Raw genomic sequence first — 16,387 nt, forward strand, 5'->3', positions numbered from 1 at the left:
CAATGAATGTCCCGTTTTCTTTACCGCCCATATGGATATACAGGCAGATATTACGGACCATTACTTTATGGAAGAAGCCCTCGCGCTCGCCCATAAGGCGTACGAAGAAGGCGAAATTCCCGTCGGTGCAATCGTTGTGGCCAAAGACAGGATCATCGGCAGGGGCTATAACCAGACCGAGCGGCTCAACGACGTCACGGCCCACGCCGAAATGATCGCCATCACCGCGGCCGCCGACCACCTCGGCTCCAAGTACCTCACCGATTGTACCCTGTACGTCACCCTCGAACCTTGCGTGATGTGCGCGGGCGCCCTCTACTGGACGCAGGTGAAGCGGGTGGTTGTAGGTGCTATGGACGAGAAGCGCGGATTTTCGAAGATCGGGCAGCCATTGCTGCATCCTAAAACCAAGCTCGTAACCGGCATTCTGGCGGCGGAATCGCAGCAGTTGTTACTCAAATTTTTCAGGGAGTTAAGAACATAAAGGGGCGTTCTGCTGTTAGCCTATCTGTTGATACAATTTTTTTAATCATTTAAACTACACTGAAAATGGCATTTACACTTGATCCCTTACCTTACGCAAACAATGCTTTGGAGCCGCACTTCGATGCATTGACCATGGAGATACATCACGACCGTCACCACCAGGCATATGTTACCAATTTGAATGCAGCAGTAGCAGGCACTGAACTGGAAGGCAAAACCATAGAAGAACTTTTAGCTGGCATCAGCAAAGCACCGGCACCCGTACGCAACAACGGCGGCGGCCACTGGAACCACTCATTTTTCTGGAAATCACTTTCATCCAACGGCGGCGGCGAACCTACCGGCAAACTGGGCGAAGCGATCACCGCTAAATTCGGCTCGTTCGCAGCATTCAAAGACGAGTTCAAAAAAGCAGCCACGGGCCGTTTCGGCTCGGGCTGGGCATGGCTGATCGTGAAAGAAGGTGGCGAAGTAGCCATCACTTCAACCCCCAACCAGGACAACCCATTGATGGACATCGCCGAAGTTAAAGGCACTCCGGTAATCGGCCTCGACGTATGGGAGCACGCATACTACCTGAAATACCAAAACAAGCGCCCCGACTACATCGACGCCTACTGGAACGTTGTAGACTGGAAAGCGGCTGACGCACTGTACACTGCGGCTAAATAATCAGGCTTCGGCTTCTGAAAGGGTTTGCAGTTTGTAAAAATTTTGTGAAAAAATCTTGCACGCTGTAAACCTTTTCCTAATTTTGTGTCCTCGAAAGGGGTTTCCCTTAGAAACGGAGGTTGTAGCTCAGTCGGTTAGAGCGCTAGATTGTGGTTCTAGAGGTCGCGGGTTCGAGACCCGTCTCCCTCCCTTGAAATAAGTTCAAAGTCAAACAAAATGCCTGTAAATCAATGATTTGCGGGCATTTTTGTTTTTCAGACTATGTCAAAAAATGCAAAAATTCCCATGTTTTCAGTGAGTCTTTCGTGTAGTTCACTCACTTTGAGAAAAAGACTCACTGGAAACGGCATAACAAATTGATAGACAACATGTTCACCGCATGGACATCTTGACTGGCAAGCGTGGTAGCTCGATATTTAACCACTTTTAAACGCTTGTGTTATGTTGGAGAAAACATTCGGCCTGCTTTTCTATTTAAAGCCCGCCAGAAATCAGAAGGGAACAGTTCGCTACGTTTACCTGAGAATCACCGTCGACGGCAAGGTTGCGGAGCTATCAACCAAGAAGCTATGGAACACCGAAAGGTGGAATTCCTCTGTCGGACGTCCCGCCGGAAACAAGGAAGATGCCAAAACGCTCAATGCGTACCTGGATATGCTCACCGCAAAAGTTTACCAGGCCAAGAAGATTCTCACCGAGGACGACAAAGAAATTTCCGCAGAAGGCTTGAAAAACATTCTGCTTGGCAAAAGCAATGAAACCCGCACAATCCTTGAAGTCTTTGAGCGCCATAATGAGCAGATGGAGGCATTGGTCGGCCAGGAGTTCGCGCCGCTCACTTTGAAGCGGTACAAGACCGCTAAGGAGCATACTGCCTCCTTTATCAAGTGGAAGTACAAGAAGTACGATATGGAGATCAAAGACTTGAATTTCGAATTCATTACTGAATTCAATTTCTGGCTGCGTAGTGCGCGAGGCTGCAACCATAACTCGGCGATCAAGTACATGAGCAATCTGAAAAAGGTTGTGCTGATTTGTGTTAATAACAAATGGTTGAAGAAAGATCCGTTTCAGGGATTTAAGCTGACCAAGAAGGAAGTCGTAAAAAATCCGCTATCTCGGGATGAGTTGAAACGACTCACTGAGAAAACCTTTGAAGTCGAAAGGATCAACCAGGTGCGAGACATCTTTCTATTCTGCTGCTATACAGGGCTCGCTTATGTAGATGTGAAGCAGTTGAAGACGACAGATATTGTTGTCGGCATGGACGGCGAGCCGTGGATTGACACCACGCGCCAGAAAACGGATGCGCCTACACGTATTCCGCTGCTGGACACGGCGCTGGAAATTATCGAGAAGTATAGGGATCACCCGCAATGCTGCGCGGCTGGAGTTGTGCTGCCGGTGCTAAGCAATCAGAAGATGAATGCTTATTTGAAGGAGATTGCGAATCTGTGCGGGATTTCCAAGACGCTTACTTTTCATATCGCGCGGCATACGTTTGCCACTACGGTAACGCTTAGTAATAAGGTGCCGATTGAGACGGTTTCCAAAATGCTGGGACACCGGTCTTTGAAACAGACAATGATTTATGCGAAAATATTGGATGTGAAGATTAGTGAGGATATGAAGGGGTTAAGGGAGCGGTTGAAGGGGATTTAGTATACTTAAATGGAAGCGCCAGGTTTAGACTTGGCGCTTTGCTTGATCTCAACCGAAGCATTTAATATCTTAGGTCTTTGCACTGTTGAAGACCATTTGGCAATGACTTTAACAAGCTCATTGACTTACATATCGCATAGGGTTTTATGGCCCAACAACTAGCACTACGAATCACGTAATTCAGATTTATTTGACATGGAAACATTTATCGCATTTTTTGATGTACTAGGTTTTAAGGAGTTTATTTTCAACAATGACTTTGCCGAAACAAAACGGTTGTTTGATCACTTGTTGCGAGACACTCAGACCTCACTTAGTGGAGATAAATTGATCGATGGGCATGGCGTATACATGGCTGACCTAGAACAGCAAAGGGTTAATTGTTTACATGTGTCCGATAGTATTATCTTCTGGACAAACTCAGACAACGAGGAAGATTTTATTGATTTGGTGAACGTTTGTTACTCCTTCTACTGGAAAAGTCTTCAGGCAACCTTTCCAGTAAGAGGCTGCCTAACATTTGGCGAAATCGATTTCCAGCCAGATTCGTTAACAAACAAAATGGGCATAACCTTTTTTAACTATTCATTAATTGGGAAAGGGTTAGTCGATGCCTACTTAAAAGCTGAATCAATCGACTATGCAGGTTGCTTATTGGATAAGCTTGCCATTGACAAAGTGCCTGATAAGCTTATAAATGATTTAATATACGATCACAAAATATGCATGTACAAAGTGCCTTTCAAATCAGGAGCCAGTTATGAACATGTCTTCAAACCTATTCAAGGGAATCACAATGATGTATCTTTTAGAAATACCGTGAATAGAATTAAAAATTTGTTTACTTATGCTTCAAAAGCTGACATCAACAATTTGTCCAACAGTGTGCGGACTAAGCTAAATAATACTATCGATTTTATTAGCAATTTCAGAGAGACAGAGGCGGAATCCAAACGACCAGAGTAGTAAAACATAATCACCGGCTATAAACCCGTAGGAAGCATCATCTGCACAAAATCTGCCACATATGAAAAGGTAATCAATCTGATAACTTGCTTACTTCTTGATATTTAGGTCCAAAAGACACTATTTCAAACAATGACTCTTGTGGACTGGTCTAATCGTCGGTGGCAAAGCGAAGCCAACGACATAATATCTAGTGCATCCTCCTCCTTAATCTCCCACTGTACACGAGGTGCGTGAGCCGTTGTATTTCGAAACATCCCAAAAAACCCTTTAAGTAAATTGGCAAACCCCTTGTGCTCACTCCTTTCGGTCTCCGTCTGAAGAGTATTAATAGCTAATTTGGGGTTATTAATTGCAAATGCGCCATCAACTAACTCGTTCCCGTCTCCAGTGAGACCAGACAATACTCGAATTTTGTCAGCGACACTCTTAGTGGTTTCAAATACAGCATGGAAATAGTTGTCAGCCAAAAGCTCGGCACGACAGAATCTTAGGACATCCTGATGGACACTACGTGAACTCAGTTTTCTCCGAAGTTCATCCGCTCGCTGCTCCGCCTCTTTAATCGTTGTCGCCGCCTTAGGAAGTCGACCTATTTTACCCGTTTCTAAAATAATTAATCCAACAAAGACTAGCCTTTTATTTAACTCCGTCCTGCGCCACTCAAAAGCTTCGATGCTACCCATATAGCTGACGGGATTCATCACGCGCGATATAAAATCATAAATATTGTTTGAACATTGATTCTGATTTTGCCAGTTTGCAAACGCGTTAAAAAGCCGTCTCCATTTTGTAAGTGTCGGATCCGTGTCAGCTATCTTTGCATTTGCCAAAAGATGCCCTATCTCTGAACCGCTTAATCCAGCGTTAGTGTCCCCTATCACCTGACTGATACCACGTAAGACCTCTTCGGAAATTGGTGGCTGTTTTGTCATTTCAATATAAGTTTAATTGTAATTATAGCCCGGCACGTATAGCTGCTATTGTTCTGCCAATAGGATTACTTCGTTAGCAAATTCCAAAGTAAAAGGAAGTGTAAATACTATTGGATGATTGCTCGTAATTAGCATCGAGGGGTATTAAAATCCACTCTTCGAGACTTGAATAAAGAGCGTTGATAGCTGGCTAAGAATATATTCTACACTTTTTTCAAGAACAACCTTTACGACTGGCCCTCCCAATAGCGGCAATCGTCTTTTACCAGTTTTATTCGCATTTTCGGCATCAAGCTCAGAAACATTCTCTGTCACGGCATCGTAGAGTTCCTGAAATGCAAAAATCTTGTTATCCTCATACAACTGAACAATCTGGACATCTGTCGGTTCCTGAGATTTCATTTTAAAAAAGATGATCAATGGAGGAGTAATTTTAGGCGCGACACCAAACGCACCTAATAGTATTTTGTTGAAATCCTCAATTCTTCTACTCGTGTTCGAATGTAAGTAGAAAATTGAAAGGTTTTCCCCAGAGAGTCTATCCAACTTTGCGAAGCCACCTTGGCTCTTCAAAATATCTCTGATGACTGTATCATGGAAGTCGTATAGAATCAACGCGAATCCTTTCGCTCGACCATCCGATAGATGTGATTCACATATATCTATGAGCCGTTTTAAAAAATGTGGGTATGAGTATCCGATGCCCTGCCCCTTCCCCTGCTCGAATATAGGAACCATATATATGAATTTTTCTTGGCTGAGACAGCCCTTCATTTAAGTAATTGGCAATGATCATCAATACACATTATGCCTAGCCGTTACAGACAATTGAACTGAGCCAAGGAGATTCAATTTCATTATCCCCGATAAAATACGATCCCCGCTCGTGACCAATATTATACCGACATTCTTCACACATACTTGGGGCAGCGTAGGAACGTCCAACGTTCGGCCCTCCTCTAAAAAACCTTTGCTTAAGTGGACAGTCGATAATATAACGAACTATCTCACCATCCTTATTTTTAAACGAATTTACAATTCGCTTGACCGCAGCAGGTTGCATAAATATGAATTTAGAAATCAGCAAACACGTGTGTACATTCACCCAGCCTACAATATGAGTAGATCAGTCTCCCGGCTTATGCTTGTGAGGCTTAAGATCAGGATACTTTTCACGCTTTTCGGGCGCAACTCTCCTTCTCTGATCTCGTGAACCATCTTCCTTCTTGGGTTTTGGTCCAGGCTTTATAGCAGTGATTTCCATGTTGTGAACACTGATTATAGGATTTAACAAAAATTACTATTTCAGGACAATCCGACCATCCTCATCGACACAGTACCCCTTCGATACCGCCGCTTCAATTCCGAAGCTCATTGCCATTTCCACATTAGATCCTGCTCGTGCATAACCCATAAGTTTCGAAGTTTCTCGCACCAACTCTGCTTTAGGCAGGCTTATTTGATTCACTAATACCTCCTTCACAGCATTTGCAACTTCTTCGGGTGGAAGGTCATCGGCGTCCCTCTTGTGAATTTCCAGCTCGCTGAGGCGATAGATTGCGTACTCGCTAGGATTGTGTTGCGTTTTCCAGAAGATTACATTCTTACCTTTCTGCGTAGTTTGCAATGAGAGTGTAGGAAGAATGTTGTCAATATGTGCAGCTGTCCTAGAACCGTTCCGAGCAATTCCCCAAGCTGCTAGAAGGCGTTTTGAAAGCAAATTTTTGCTAATTGGAGATTCGCTTTCCAGGATCGTCATGATCTGATGTGAGATCTTTTGCCTATTGAAAGGTTGCAAGAAGTCGTCAGATGACTTTGCCAATATGGTCTCGACCAAAGCAACCTCGTATTTCTTTGCACTTGACGCGGTTAATTGCGGCTGTGGCGCAGCATTGAAAATTGTACTGGGTACCGTTTCTATCTTTGGCTGATAGGTTTCTGCTTCTCCCATGACCTGCTCAATCTCAACTTTCTCCTTTTTAACATTGTAGTTAGTCCTGGCCGCCTCTATCGCGTCTACAATTCCATCGAGAGTTCTCTGAGAATTCTCCCACCAATCCATTGACCACACCCGGTGAGTCGTCCATCCCAGACTATGAAGGACGTCCTTCTGGACGATTTCTCTGTCTCTCGAATTCTTGGCCTTGTTATAGTTGTAACCGTCACACAACACCCCGATCAAATATTCGCCCTCATTTAGTGGATTGACAATTCCAATGTCGATCTTAAAGTCAGAACATCCGATGTTCGTGTGCACGGCATATCCAAGCTCTTCAAGTTGTCGCGCAAGTTCGCGTTCAAAGCCAGATTCTGATTTGCCATGACTAACCGTCCTCACAGGTAGTGCCGTCTTACCCCGTTCGGCGTATGCCAAAAACGATTTCAACCCTGCAACTCCTTCCGATTTGGTTCGGGTCAGGTCAATTTGATCAGAAGCCATTGTAGCAAAGACCTTCATCTCATAACGTGCCCTGGAAACGGCTACGTTTAAACGGCGCCATCCACCCTCCCGGTTAATCGGGCCAAAGTTTACACTCGGTTTACCCTCTTCATTGGGCCCGTAACAGATTGAGAAAAGGATTACATCACGCTCGTCGCCCTGAACATTTTCGAGGTTTTTAACGAAAAGTGGCTCTTTCGATTCATATGCGACTTTCTCTAACTCTGGACGTTTCTTAAATTCTTCTGATAGCAGGTCCTCAATCAAGTTTTGTTGTACGGAACTGAATGTAACAACACCGACGCTTCTTTTAGAAAGTGAAGGGCTGGATAACCTGGATACAACTTCTGCCACGATTGCCTTGGCTTCCGCCTGGTTTTGTCTTGTTTTTCCTTTATCGTAGAAACCTCGAACAGGCACGTGTTTTACCATGCTGTGGATGTCGTCCGTAGATGGGAAAGTCAGCAGTTTGTTATCATAGTACTTAGAGTTACTGAAAGCAATCAAGCTCTCGTGTTTGCTTCGATAATGCCAGAGCAAGTGGTGCGATGGCATCGATATCGCTAAGCAGTCATCGAGAATGCTTTCCATATCTTCGATGTCGATATTCTCTTCATCCACGTTATTGGAAGAAAAGAAGCTAGTTGGAGGCATTTGTTTGGGGTCTCCCACAACAATAACACTGGCTCCTCTTGCAATGGCTCCGACTGCCTCGCAGGTTTGGAGCTGAGAGGCTTCGTCAAAAATAACCAGGTCGAATTTTACTCGATCAGCATCAAAATATTGCGCGACTGAAATCGGGCTCATCAACATACATGGTGTCAGACGTGGCAACAGATTTGGAATTGAGTCAAACAGCTTTCGGATCGAAGTCGCGCGACCATTATTCCGGATATTGCGTTGCAAGATCCCCATTTCCGACGTCTGTGAAGCCTCCTGTGGAGCCGATGGGATTCTCGAAGCAAGTCGTGCATAAAGTTCTTGCTTCGTTAACGTATCGAAATGCTGGCTAAGCTGTCTGAACTTCTTAACTTTCTCTTCAAACATCCTTCCATTGAATGCCGCCAAAACGGGATTCTTGTCAATGATGTAGATTGCTGCTGCACGGTAAAAACCCTTTTTGAAATGGCCAACTACATCATTGCCCTCTACCTGGCCATCACGATATGCCCTCACTATGGTTGATATCCCAAGAGCGTCCGCTTTCTCAACACAGTTATTCCACGCGACCCAATCCCTCAATTCACCCAAAGCTGACTGCCACCTTTTAACATAGACCAAATTGTTCTCAGACCAACTAGATTCCAAAACAGGTAAGCTTGAAAAATCGATTGACAACAGTTGACTTAGGCTCAGCTCAGCGTCGTTCATCGATCGGATCACCGTCTGAGCCTGTGAAAGCACTTGTTCTTGCCGTGTAAAGAAAACTTTGCTACCATCTCCAAATGAGATGGATAAATCTTTGCGCCATGCATTTGAAGATTGGTCAGAATTGAGCTCAATAAATTTTCGATGGATAGCAATCAGGTCCTCACAAATCCCGCTGATTTGGCTCCAATCTCCTTCCCCTCCTTTCCACAAAAAGCCTAACATCTCGGGCAAATAAACTGCTTTATCTATCCGCCCCTGCTGAGCCTTATAGTTGATGATTTTTTGTAAAATATCCTGAATTTGCTCGTTAGATACCTTTCCAGTTGTACCATAGCTTTGCATCGTTTTCAGGACTTTGCGCTGTCCCAAAAAGCGAGGTAAGAACCACTGATTACTCGCGGTTTGCCAGCTAGCTAAAAGCAGTTCTGCATCAAGCCCCAGCACACTGCTAGTAAATGTTCTTAGTAAATCTTCCTTAATTCGATCTCTGGTCTGCCCGCATTTTGAAATCTCGATGACACCAGGTAAAGTCTGCTCAATCTGATCAACTGCGAACAGTTGCGAAGGAACATCAGGTAGCTTTTTCAGTAATCCAATTAGATCATCAAAGACTTTGTCCTGAGACTTACTCGCCGAATTTGTATTGATCTTCAAAGCGGTCTGCGCTGCTCCGAGATACTTCTGATAATTTTCAAGCAATTGACGGTAGGTATCTAGCTCCTTGTCCGCCTCATCCTTCACCGAATGGGAAAACTCCCTAATTCGAATGCCTTCGAGCGGATGTTTCCTGGGCATACCGCAAATGGAGCCTAAAAGCTGGATCTGTTCGACAGCTTCTTCAATTTCCCTGACCTTAGGAGCAGTAAGCCCATTAAAGAAGTTCGCAGGGAAGGGAAGCTTGTCCGATTTATGTGCAATTTGGACGTAGTTGTTGAAAGCATCAAAAAGGGAGAATCCAAATTCATGCTGATGATGAAGTGCCTTCACGTATTCACCAAGTTCCGTCCTGGACTTTAAAAGTCTTTGAGATTCGTCTTGAAAAAATGGTGGTGACTGTGTTTTGGTGACTTCCGTTGCCTTCTTCAATTGTTCCAAAATCGCTGACTTCTTGGATTTGTTTGAATGAAGTTCGAGACAAAACGGGCCAATACCTATCGACTCCAGACGACTTTCTACTACGTCGAGCGCAGCCTTTTTAGCTGCAACAAAAAGTACCTTTTTGCCAGCATAGACTGCATTGGCAATGATATTCGTGATCGTCTGAGACTTACCCGTACCCGGAGGGCCATGCAATACGAAGCTTTTGCCATTAGAAGAACTTAATATTGCCTGCAACTGAGACGAATCCGTGCTAATTGGAAGCGAAAGCGAGGCCGGGTCAAACTCAATGGATTCAGATTCGAGTTCCGTTTCCTGATCGTGCCATTCCAGCTTACCTGAAATTAGGCTCTTTACGATCGGATTGGCAGTGAGCTTATCAACGTTGTTATGGATGTCGTTCCAAAGAACAAATTTGTTGAATGAAAAAGTACCGAGAAATGCTTGCTCTTCAACATCCCAGCGTTGTTTAGCCATGATCGCCTTTCTGATCAAAGTAAAAACCAGCTTAACGTCAACTCCACTTTCATCTTTGGGCAGGTTGTCAAGACCGGTGATATTGATGTCGAAATCCTGCCGGAGCATTTCCAGCAGCGTAATGTTCAGCAAAGTTTCCTCTTCCCGACTTCTGATAACAAATCCCTTTTGGGCAGACTTCTTGACGATTTCAATGGGCAGCAACAGAATTGGGGCATAGCGAGGCCGTTCGCTGGTAGCGGTTTCGTACCATCTCAATAAACCCAAGGCGATATAGAGGGTGTTGGCCCCATTCTCTTCCAAAGACTGCCTCGATGAGCGATAAATACTTGTTAGTGTCTGGGTTAGCTCACCCTCAGTCAGGTAAGATCTCAACCTTTTATAACCAAGTTCCTTCTTAACCAAATCATTAATTGGATCCGACTGATTGATTGCCTGATATACACCAGAGTTTTTCAATGGATTATCCCAATCCGTCGGCTTGGATAATATCTGCACTTCGTCCCCATCGGCAAGCACATCTTCGAGTTTGCCCAAGTCAACCGAAATGAATTGAACTGTTCCCTTGGTTATTCTGAGATTCAAAAGACTATTTCGGAGCGTCAAATCCAAGAGTTTCCGCTCCCATAGCATTCGCTTGGAAATTTTAGCACTTCCATTTCCAGTCACATCGACAACCTGGCCGAGTGTCTCAGGCATGACACTTTTACGTTCGGGAACAATTTCTTCAACGATCGTGAATCCTTCGCTGGTTAGAACTCTTAGGGGAAGCGGTCGAATCCCGCCGTGACGCGCCCGTTTGATATCAACGAACGAGTTAAATTCATCCAGGCGCACCATTTTGAAGTTAGCTGCACGTACCGCATCTTCAAAGGAGGCATTGTTTCCGGCGCTCATGCACGTAGCCTCAACCAATATAATTTCGCTTATGCCACTGGCTGTTCTCTTTGTTAATAATGCTGGGTCATCATTTACAGGGTCCGAAAAGCATTCATCGATTAACCATGCGCCAACAAATGCATGTCCTTGGGTAAAAACAATTAGCGGGTGGATACCAGCAGCTTCTAAACATGCAGCATACAGAAGTGACAAGTCTAAGCAATTTCCAAGCTTGTGAGAAAGTACTGTTTCGCAGAGTCTCACCCTTTGACCTGCATCTTCAAAACTTGCTGGTGCAGTGACGTAGACAATTTGGCGCGCTGCTATGGCTTCATAAATCGCTGCGGCCTGCCGTAGCACACGATCTGGATTGCGACTCTGGTATTCATCGAAAGATGGACTTCCTGTCCATTTCTCCAATATTTCAGAAGCGGCACCAATAATCTTTGAAATCTCCGAGTGATTGGGCGTGACAAATGCGGCTATCAATTCAGGTAATGTTGCTACACCATTCCATTGATCATAAGCCAGAACAGTGACTGGATATAGCTTTTTGGCAACAATAGCACCGCCAGCAAACACAGTGACGCTGAATTGCCCCGAAACACGTTCGGTGAGACTCGATAAGAAGTTGAAAGAAATGACTGGATTGACAGCATCGAAAGCAAAAGTCTGTCCAGCCGTCAAATAATCAACCCTCGATGTCCAAACAGCCATAAAATCTGGCTCCGAGGCTATCTCAACCACGATGTCAGCCAGATCTTCGGTGCCATTATTCTGAATTTGTAATGTTCTTACAACCGGTATGTGGTTTTGCTGCATGGCAAAATTGATAAACGGCATGTAAATGAATTCAGTAGAGATATTTTCCATTAGAGGGAAGTTATTGACTTATAAACACATTGCCTTCGGCACCCATTTCACTATTAATCCTGTTGCGTTACATTGATCGTCTCGCCTGCCGCAGGATGCTTTTCCGATAGCGGCGATACAGAATCGTCCTCGTCGTCATCCAAATCATCGGTAGATACAAAGATGTCAGGAAGCGATTTTTTTGAAGAAACTCCTAAGCTCCGTAGCTTCTGCGCCCTGCTGATTAGGTTACCTCTTCCATTCGAAAGGTTATTGACGGCGGCATTGTACGAATCCTGAGTTTTACCAATGTGGCGACCAATGTCTTCGATGTGTTTGACGAAGCCAACGAACTTGTCGTAGAGGCCTGCTCCGACTTCGGCTATTTTCTGGGCATGCCGACTTTGATTTTCTCGGTTCCACAGGTCAACGATTAGCTTCAAGGCCGCAACCAGGTTAGTAGGGCTGATTAGCAAAACTTTGCGAGAATAGGCATAATGCCAAAGCTCGTTGTCTGCTTGAAGTGCAAGAATGTATGCCGGCTCGATCGGAATAAACATCATAACAAAGTCCAGCGACTCTGTCAATTCATCATACTTCTTATTCCCTAGCTGGTCGATGTGCTGGCGCAACGACCTTAAGTGTTCCTTGATGAATATGTCTTGATCTGCCTTTTCATCAGCTGCGCAAAATCTCTCATATGCATTCAACGACACTTTCGAGTCGACAATGATATTGCGGTTTTCCGGGAGCTTGACAAGCACATCCGGGCGGTAGCTCTTGCCTTCGTCGTCCTTAAAAGTTTCCTGAACAAAATATTCCCTTCCTTTTACCAAGCCCGACTTGTCCAAAATACTTTCGAGGATCATCTCTCCCCAGTTACCCTGTTTCTTCGACTGCCCCTTCAAAGCAGAAGTCAAATCGTTCGCCTCCTTCCCCAGCTTCTGACTTGTTTCAACCAGCTCCTTCACCCGGTCAGCTAGTGTATGCCTATCTTTTGATTCTTTCTCGTAAGTCTCTTCCACCTGCTTTTTGAACGTCGCCAAATTCTCACTCAGTGGTTTGAGGATACTTTCAATATTGGTTTTGTTAGTTTCGGTAAACCTCTTGGTTTTTTCTTCGAGGATTGTAGTCGCAAGTTCCTTGAATTCAAACAGAGACTTCCTCCTAAACTCTTCGATTTCCTGCTTTTGAGTTTCGAGCTTTTCGTTGAGCGACTTGTTCACAGCGGAGTATTCTGCTTTCTCTCTATTAAGGTCTGCAATGATCTCCATGTGATCCTTCGCATCGTTATCCATGCTAGCTATTTTCGCTTCATAGTGTGCCGACCTTTCCCTCATCTCTGTACCCGCGCTGGATACCTGATCGGTCAAATACTTGGTGCGTTCCTGAGCTATCGTGAGTGCTACCTGGCTATCACCAAGTTTTGAGCGAAGCTCGTTGTAGAGATCAATAGAAATGAGTTTGGTCTTCTGGATAGCAAAGAGAACAAGGTACGACAGAAGCGAACCTACGGCTAAACCGATGAGTACGGAGGAAATTTCAATAGACATTTTAAGCAACAAGAGTTTATTGTGAGGGAGATGTTTCGAAAGGACATCGGCTTATTCTTCGGCTATGATTCTTGTTTTGAACTAGGTCATTCGATAGCGACCCAGGAATGCAAAATAAGCAAACTGGCATTGGGTGGAGCAGGTAACTGAACAGCCAATTTTGGGTAGAGATAAGACGGTAGGCTAGCCATTTCTAATGAAGGGATATCGAGGGTGGTACGTTAGGTAAATGTAATTCTACAATTATTCAGATCTAAATGCAAGGCAACTTATTATTCGGTTTTCACGGAAAGGATTTTGTGTTTATGATGTGGGCTAATGGCATTTGATTGGCCTTTTGAATGAATCGCAATGAGAGTCCAAGACAAATAGCCAGACAATAGGTTGACAATGCACAATAAGAAATCGCTGCTTTAACCGGGTTTCGTGTTAACCAGACACAAGCTGCCCGTTGCGGATGTAATATCCGATATTAGCATTACTCTTCAGAAGTAAGATGTGATCTGTCCAACGATGTAATTGTCAAGACTAGTCAGACATAAAGTGACGTCTTCGGGGGGAGAAAAAGCTATAGCTTAGAATGAGGCCTACTATGCTATTGGAGTTTATATGCACTCTTTGCTATACCTGATCAGGCATTAAGTCTCTTGGAGAGCAGTTCATTTCTCGCGCGAGTATTCCAATATGTTCAATATTGTACTTGCTTGGAAATTTGGGACTTTCGATTTGTCCAATAAATCCCCTTGTCAAATTTAGAAACATAGCGAGATCGTCCTGAGTATAGCCCTTAGCTTTTCGGACTTTCCTCACTTGATTTATCACCGCAATTTCGAAATCTGTTTTTTCGGGCATGGGTTGCAAGAACCAAAAACATCGTTATTTTTGTGCTTAGTTATAACTAAGCAAATGTTTCCGCGTGTCTGCTTTCCGCAGTTTTAGGCACCTAAATAGATGAAGTGACGTAATACTAGGTCAATAATGTATGATATGGGAATTCGAAATCTACATGCCAAGTCTGGCGGAAACGTCGATCTGTTAGACAGGTTTAAGGATGGTGATGAACGCGCATTTACAGGCTTTTACGACAAGTCATTTTCTAGCCTTTTATATATTGGCAAGAGCTTAGTTAATGACGAGTTTCTGGTAAGCTGCGTCTTGCACGAATGTTACCTGAAAGTCTGGGCACATCGCGATAAGATTGAAAGCCTCCCTCATGCGTACCGGTTTATCCGTCTTAACCTCCGTTGGCAGCTCCTGAAACAGATCCAAAAACCGGCATACCAGATATACCGGAAAATGACGGAAATAGACCATTTGGAGCCTTTCCTCGGTGAGAAGCCAAATGTGGAGAGCTATTTCAAGGATGGTACCGAAGGAAAAAGATGGGATGAAATCTCGAAAGCGATCTCATTTCTACCCAAACGGCGCCAGTTAATAGCCAGCCTTCATTTCGGGGACGGACACAGCGCGCGCGAGGTGGCGAAAAGAATAGGAGCCAGTACGCTGCATGTGACCAGCGAAATCCAAAAGGCCGTAGAGGAGCTTAAAAGAATGGTAGCGCCCCGCGCGCCTGTGCCTATAAGGCAAGCGAAGCAGCCGTACCCTTACGATCATATACTCAGCAGTGAGCAGGCCGCGGTTTTCGAGCTCAGGCAAGATCAGAAGAAGTCTTTTGCGGACATAGCGTCCATGCTAGGCTATCCGCAAACCCAGGTACAGCAGCATTACATCAAAGCATATCAGCTTGTCAAAAATCATTGGAAGCAAAATGGGCGTTAGGTTATGGAAAAGCTTTTCACTACCCGGAAGATCCGGCTTTTGATCGATTCGGACGACATCGATCAGAAGAACAAGATTATCGATACGCTCTACCAATGGCGCTACATCTGCTTCAAAGCCGCTAATCAGATCTATACGCATCAGTACGTCCAACAGCAACTCAGGGAAATGCTTTATCTGACTGAGGGTGTGAGGGCCAGGCTTTCTGACATCAAAAAGGACGAGTACGGGATGCTATCGACATCGAGAATGAACACCAGCTACCAGGTGCTTGCTCAAAATTACAAAGGAAGTATCCCGATGCACGTCATGAGCGCCTTGAATGGTAATCTGGTCGCCAGTTTCAACAAGATGAGCAAAGCGTTAGCTAGCGGCGAAAGCGGAATGCCCAGTTTTAGAAAAGAAATCCCGATCCCGTTTAAAGGAACCGATGTCAAGAGGCTAAGAAGCAGCAAAGAAGGGGCTGTGTTTCACTTTTCGTTATTCGATTTTCCGTTCAGGACATACCTTGGAAAAACAGGCCATGACAAGCGGGAAATGCTTCAAAGACTACTAGCTGGTCAGGTAAAGCTTTGTACCAGTTCACTGGTGCTTGACAAAGGAAAGATTTTCATGCTTGCCGTTTTTCAAACAGAACGGCAACAGCAACCGCTTGACCAGGATATCATTGCAGAGGCGAGTTTGTCGCTGGATTACCCGATCATCGTTTCAGTTGGCACCAAGCGTTATACTATCGGAAGCAAAGACGAGTATTTATACAAGAGGCTCGCTATCCAGGCTGCCATCCGGCGGAAAAGAAAAGCGATGGCCTTTATGAATCAAACCAGCCGAAGGAAGCTCAGGAAAACGAGCATCGATCAACTGATACACTCAGAGAAGCGGTATGTGTCGCACAAGCAACACGTATACAGTAAGAGGTTAATTGACATATGCCTTAGGAATAACGCAGCGACGCTGCTGCTCGTAGACCAGACCGAGAAGGAGCAGCAAGCGAAGGAAGACCCTTTCCTTTTCCGGAACTGGGGTTATTACGGCCTCAAACAAAAGATAGAGCGCAAAGCCGAGAAGGTGGGAATTGCTGTGCTGGTAGAATGATCTTTCACAGAGGCTGCTTGTACAGCCGCAGGGTGAAACCACTGGCGGTTTCATTAAGTGCCTAGGGGCACATACAACTGGGTTAGCTTAATTATCAGTAAGCAAACGTGACCCGATATTGA

Annotated in this window: 11 protein-coding genes and 1 tRNA gene; 7 read left to right on the forward strand and 5 right to left on the reverse strand. The window is 44.8% G+C overall.

Annotation, left to right across the window (positions count from 1 at the left end):
• Positions 1–31 precede the first annotated feature (31 nt).
• The 5 genes from BMW93_RS10635 to BMW93_RS10655 all read left to right on the forward strand — a co-directional run bounded on the left by BMW93_RS10635 (position 32) and on the right by BMW93_RS10655 (position 3,786).
• Complete coding sequence (locus tag BMW93_RS10635) at positions 32–484, forward strand: nucleoside deaminase (RefSeq protein ID WP_177194062.1); 453 nt, start codon at positions 32–34, stop codon at positions 482–484.
• Between the two features lie 65 nt (positions 485–549).
• Entirely contained in the window at positions 550–1,158 is a 609-nt protein-coding gene (locus BMW93_RS10640) for a superoxide dismutase (protein ID WP_090375221.1), read from the forward strand.
• 114 nt (positions 1,159–1,272) lie between these two features.
• Positions 1,273–1,348, forward strand: a tRNA-His gene (locus BMW93_RS10645).
• Positions 1,349–1,599: 251 nt separating this feature from the next.
• Positions 1,600–2,820: a site-specific integrase gene (locus BMW93_RS10650; protein ID WP_090375223.1), complete on the forward strand. Its 1,221-nt coding sequence runs from the start codon at positions 1,600–1,602 to the stop codon at positions 2,818–2,820.
• Positions 2,821–3,015: 195 nt separating this feature from the next.
• A complete protein-coding gene (locus tag BMW93_RS10655; protein WP_090375226.1) occupies positions 3,016–3,786 on the forward strand; it encodes a hypothetical protein in 771 nt (256 codons plus the stop codon).
• Between the two features lie 125 nt (positions 3,787–3,911).
• Here the strand turns inward: BMW93_RS10655 and BMW93_RS10660 are convergent, their stop codons facing one another.
• From BMW93_RS10660 to BMW93_RS36240, 5 genes are all read right to left on the reverse strand, one after another.
• Entirely contained in the window at positions 3,912–4,721 is an 810-nt protein-coding gene (locus BMW93_RS10660) for a TIGR02391 family protein (protein ID WP_090375228.1), read from the reverse strand.
• 144 nt (positions 4,722–4,865) lie between these two features.
• Positions 4,866–5,459, reverse strand: coding sequence for a hypothetical protein (locus BMW93_RS10665; protein WP_090375230.1), 594 nt, complete (start codon positions 5,457–5,459; stop codon positions 4,866–4,868).
• A gap of 562 nt (positions 5,460–6,021) precedes the next feature.
• Entirely contained in the window at positions 6,022–11,859 is a 5,838-nt protein-coding gene (locus tag BMW93_RS10670; protein WP_090375232.1) for a DUF3320 domain-containing protein, read from the reverse strand.
• A gap of 53 nt (positions 11,860–11,912) precedes the next feature.
• Complete coding sequence (rmuC, locus tag BMW93_RS10675; RefSeq protein ID WP_090375234.1) at positions 11,913–13,391, reverse strand: DNA recombination protein RmuC; 1,479 nt, start codon at positions 13,389–13,391, stop codon at positions 11,913–11,915.
• Between the two features lie 621 nt (positions 13,392–14,012).
• Positions 14,013–14,243 (reverse strand): helix-turn-helix domain-containing protein, encoded by a 231-nt coding sequence (locus BMW93_RS36240; protein ID WP_090375236.1) that lies wholly within the window; start codon positions 14,241–14,243, stop codon positions 14,013–14,015.
• A gap of 135 nt (positions 14,244–14,378) precedes the next feature.
• Between BMW93_RS36240 and BMW93_RS10685 the strand changes: the two genes are divergently transcribed.
• The gene (locus BMW93_RS10685) at positions 14,379–15,170 is read left to right on the forward strand and encodes an RNA polymerase sigma factor (RefSeq protein WP_143061631.1); all 792 of its coding nucleotides are present in this window, start codon (positions 14,379–14,381) and stop codon (positions 15,168–15,170) included.
• A gap of 3 nt (positions 15,171–15,173) precedes the next feature.
• A complete protein-coding gene (locus BMW93_RS10690) occupies positions 15,174–16,265 on the forward strand; it encodes a hypothetical protein (RefSeq protein ID WP_090375240.1) in 1,092 nt (363 codons plus the stop codon).
• Positions 16,266–16,387 lie beyond the last annotated feature (122 nt).

The sequence above is a fragment of the Dyadobacter sp. SG02 genome (genome assembly GCF_900109045.1).
Lineage (GTDB): Bacteria > Bacteroidota > Bacteroidia > Cytophagales > Spirosomataceae > Dyadobacter.

What these genes read in the sequence shown, in the direction of transcription:
- BMW93_RS10670 (WP_090375232.1), bottom strand. Translation starts at nt 11,859, where the DNA reads ATGGAAAATATCTCTACTGAATTCATTTACATGCCGTTTATCAATTTT.
- BMW93_RS10665 (WP_090375230.1), bottom strand. Translation starts at nt 5,459, where the DNA reads ATGGTTCCTATATTCGAGCAGGGGAAGGGGCAGGGCATCGGATACTCA.
- BMW93_RS10635 (WP_177194062.1), top strand. Translation starts at nt 32, where the DNA reads ATGGATATACAGGCAGATATTACGGACCATTACTTTATGGAAGAAGCC.
- BMW93_RS10650 (WP_090375223.1), top strand. Translation starts at nt 1,600, where the DNA reads ATGTTGGAGAAAACATTCGGCCTGCTTTTCTATTTAAAGCCCGCCAGA.
- BMW93_RS10685 (WP_143061631.1), top strand. Translation starts at nt 14,379, where the DNA reads ATGGGAATTCGAAATCTACATGCCAAGTCTGGCGGAAACGTCGATCTG.
- BMW93_RS10640 (WP_090375221.1), top strand. Translation starts at nt 550, where the DNA reads ATGGCATTTACACTTGATCCCTTACCTTACGCAAACAATGCTTTGGAG.
- BMW93_RS36240 (WP_090375236.1), bottom strand. Translation starts at nt 14,243, where the DNA reads ATGCCCGAAAAAACAGATTTCGAAATTGCGGTGATAAATCAAGTGAGG.
- rmuC (WP_090375234.1), bottom strand. Translation starts at nt 13,391, where the DNA reads ATGTCTATTGAAATTTCCTCCGTACTCATCGGTTTAGCCGTAGGTTCG.
- BMW93_RS10655 (WP_090375226.1), top strand. Translation starts at nt 3,016, where the DNA reads ATGGAAACATTTATCGCATTTTTTGATGTACTAGGTTTTAAGGAGTTT.
- BMW93_RS10660 (WP_090375228.1), bottom strand. Translation starts at nt 4,721, where the DNA reads ATGACAAAACAGCCACCAATTTCCGAAGAGGTCTTACGTGGTATCAGT.
- BMW93_RS10690 (WP_090375240.1), top strand. Translation starts at nt 15,174, where the DNA reads ATGGAAAAGCTTTTCACTACCCGGAAGATCCGGCTTTTGATCGATTCG.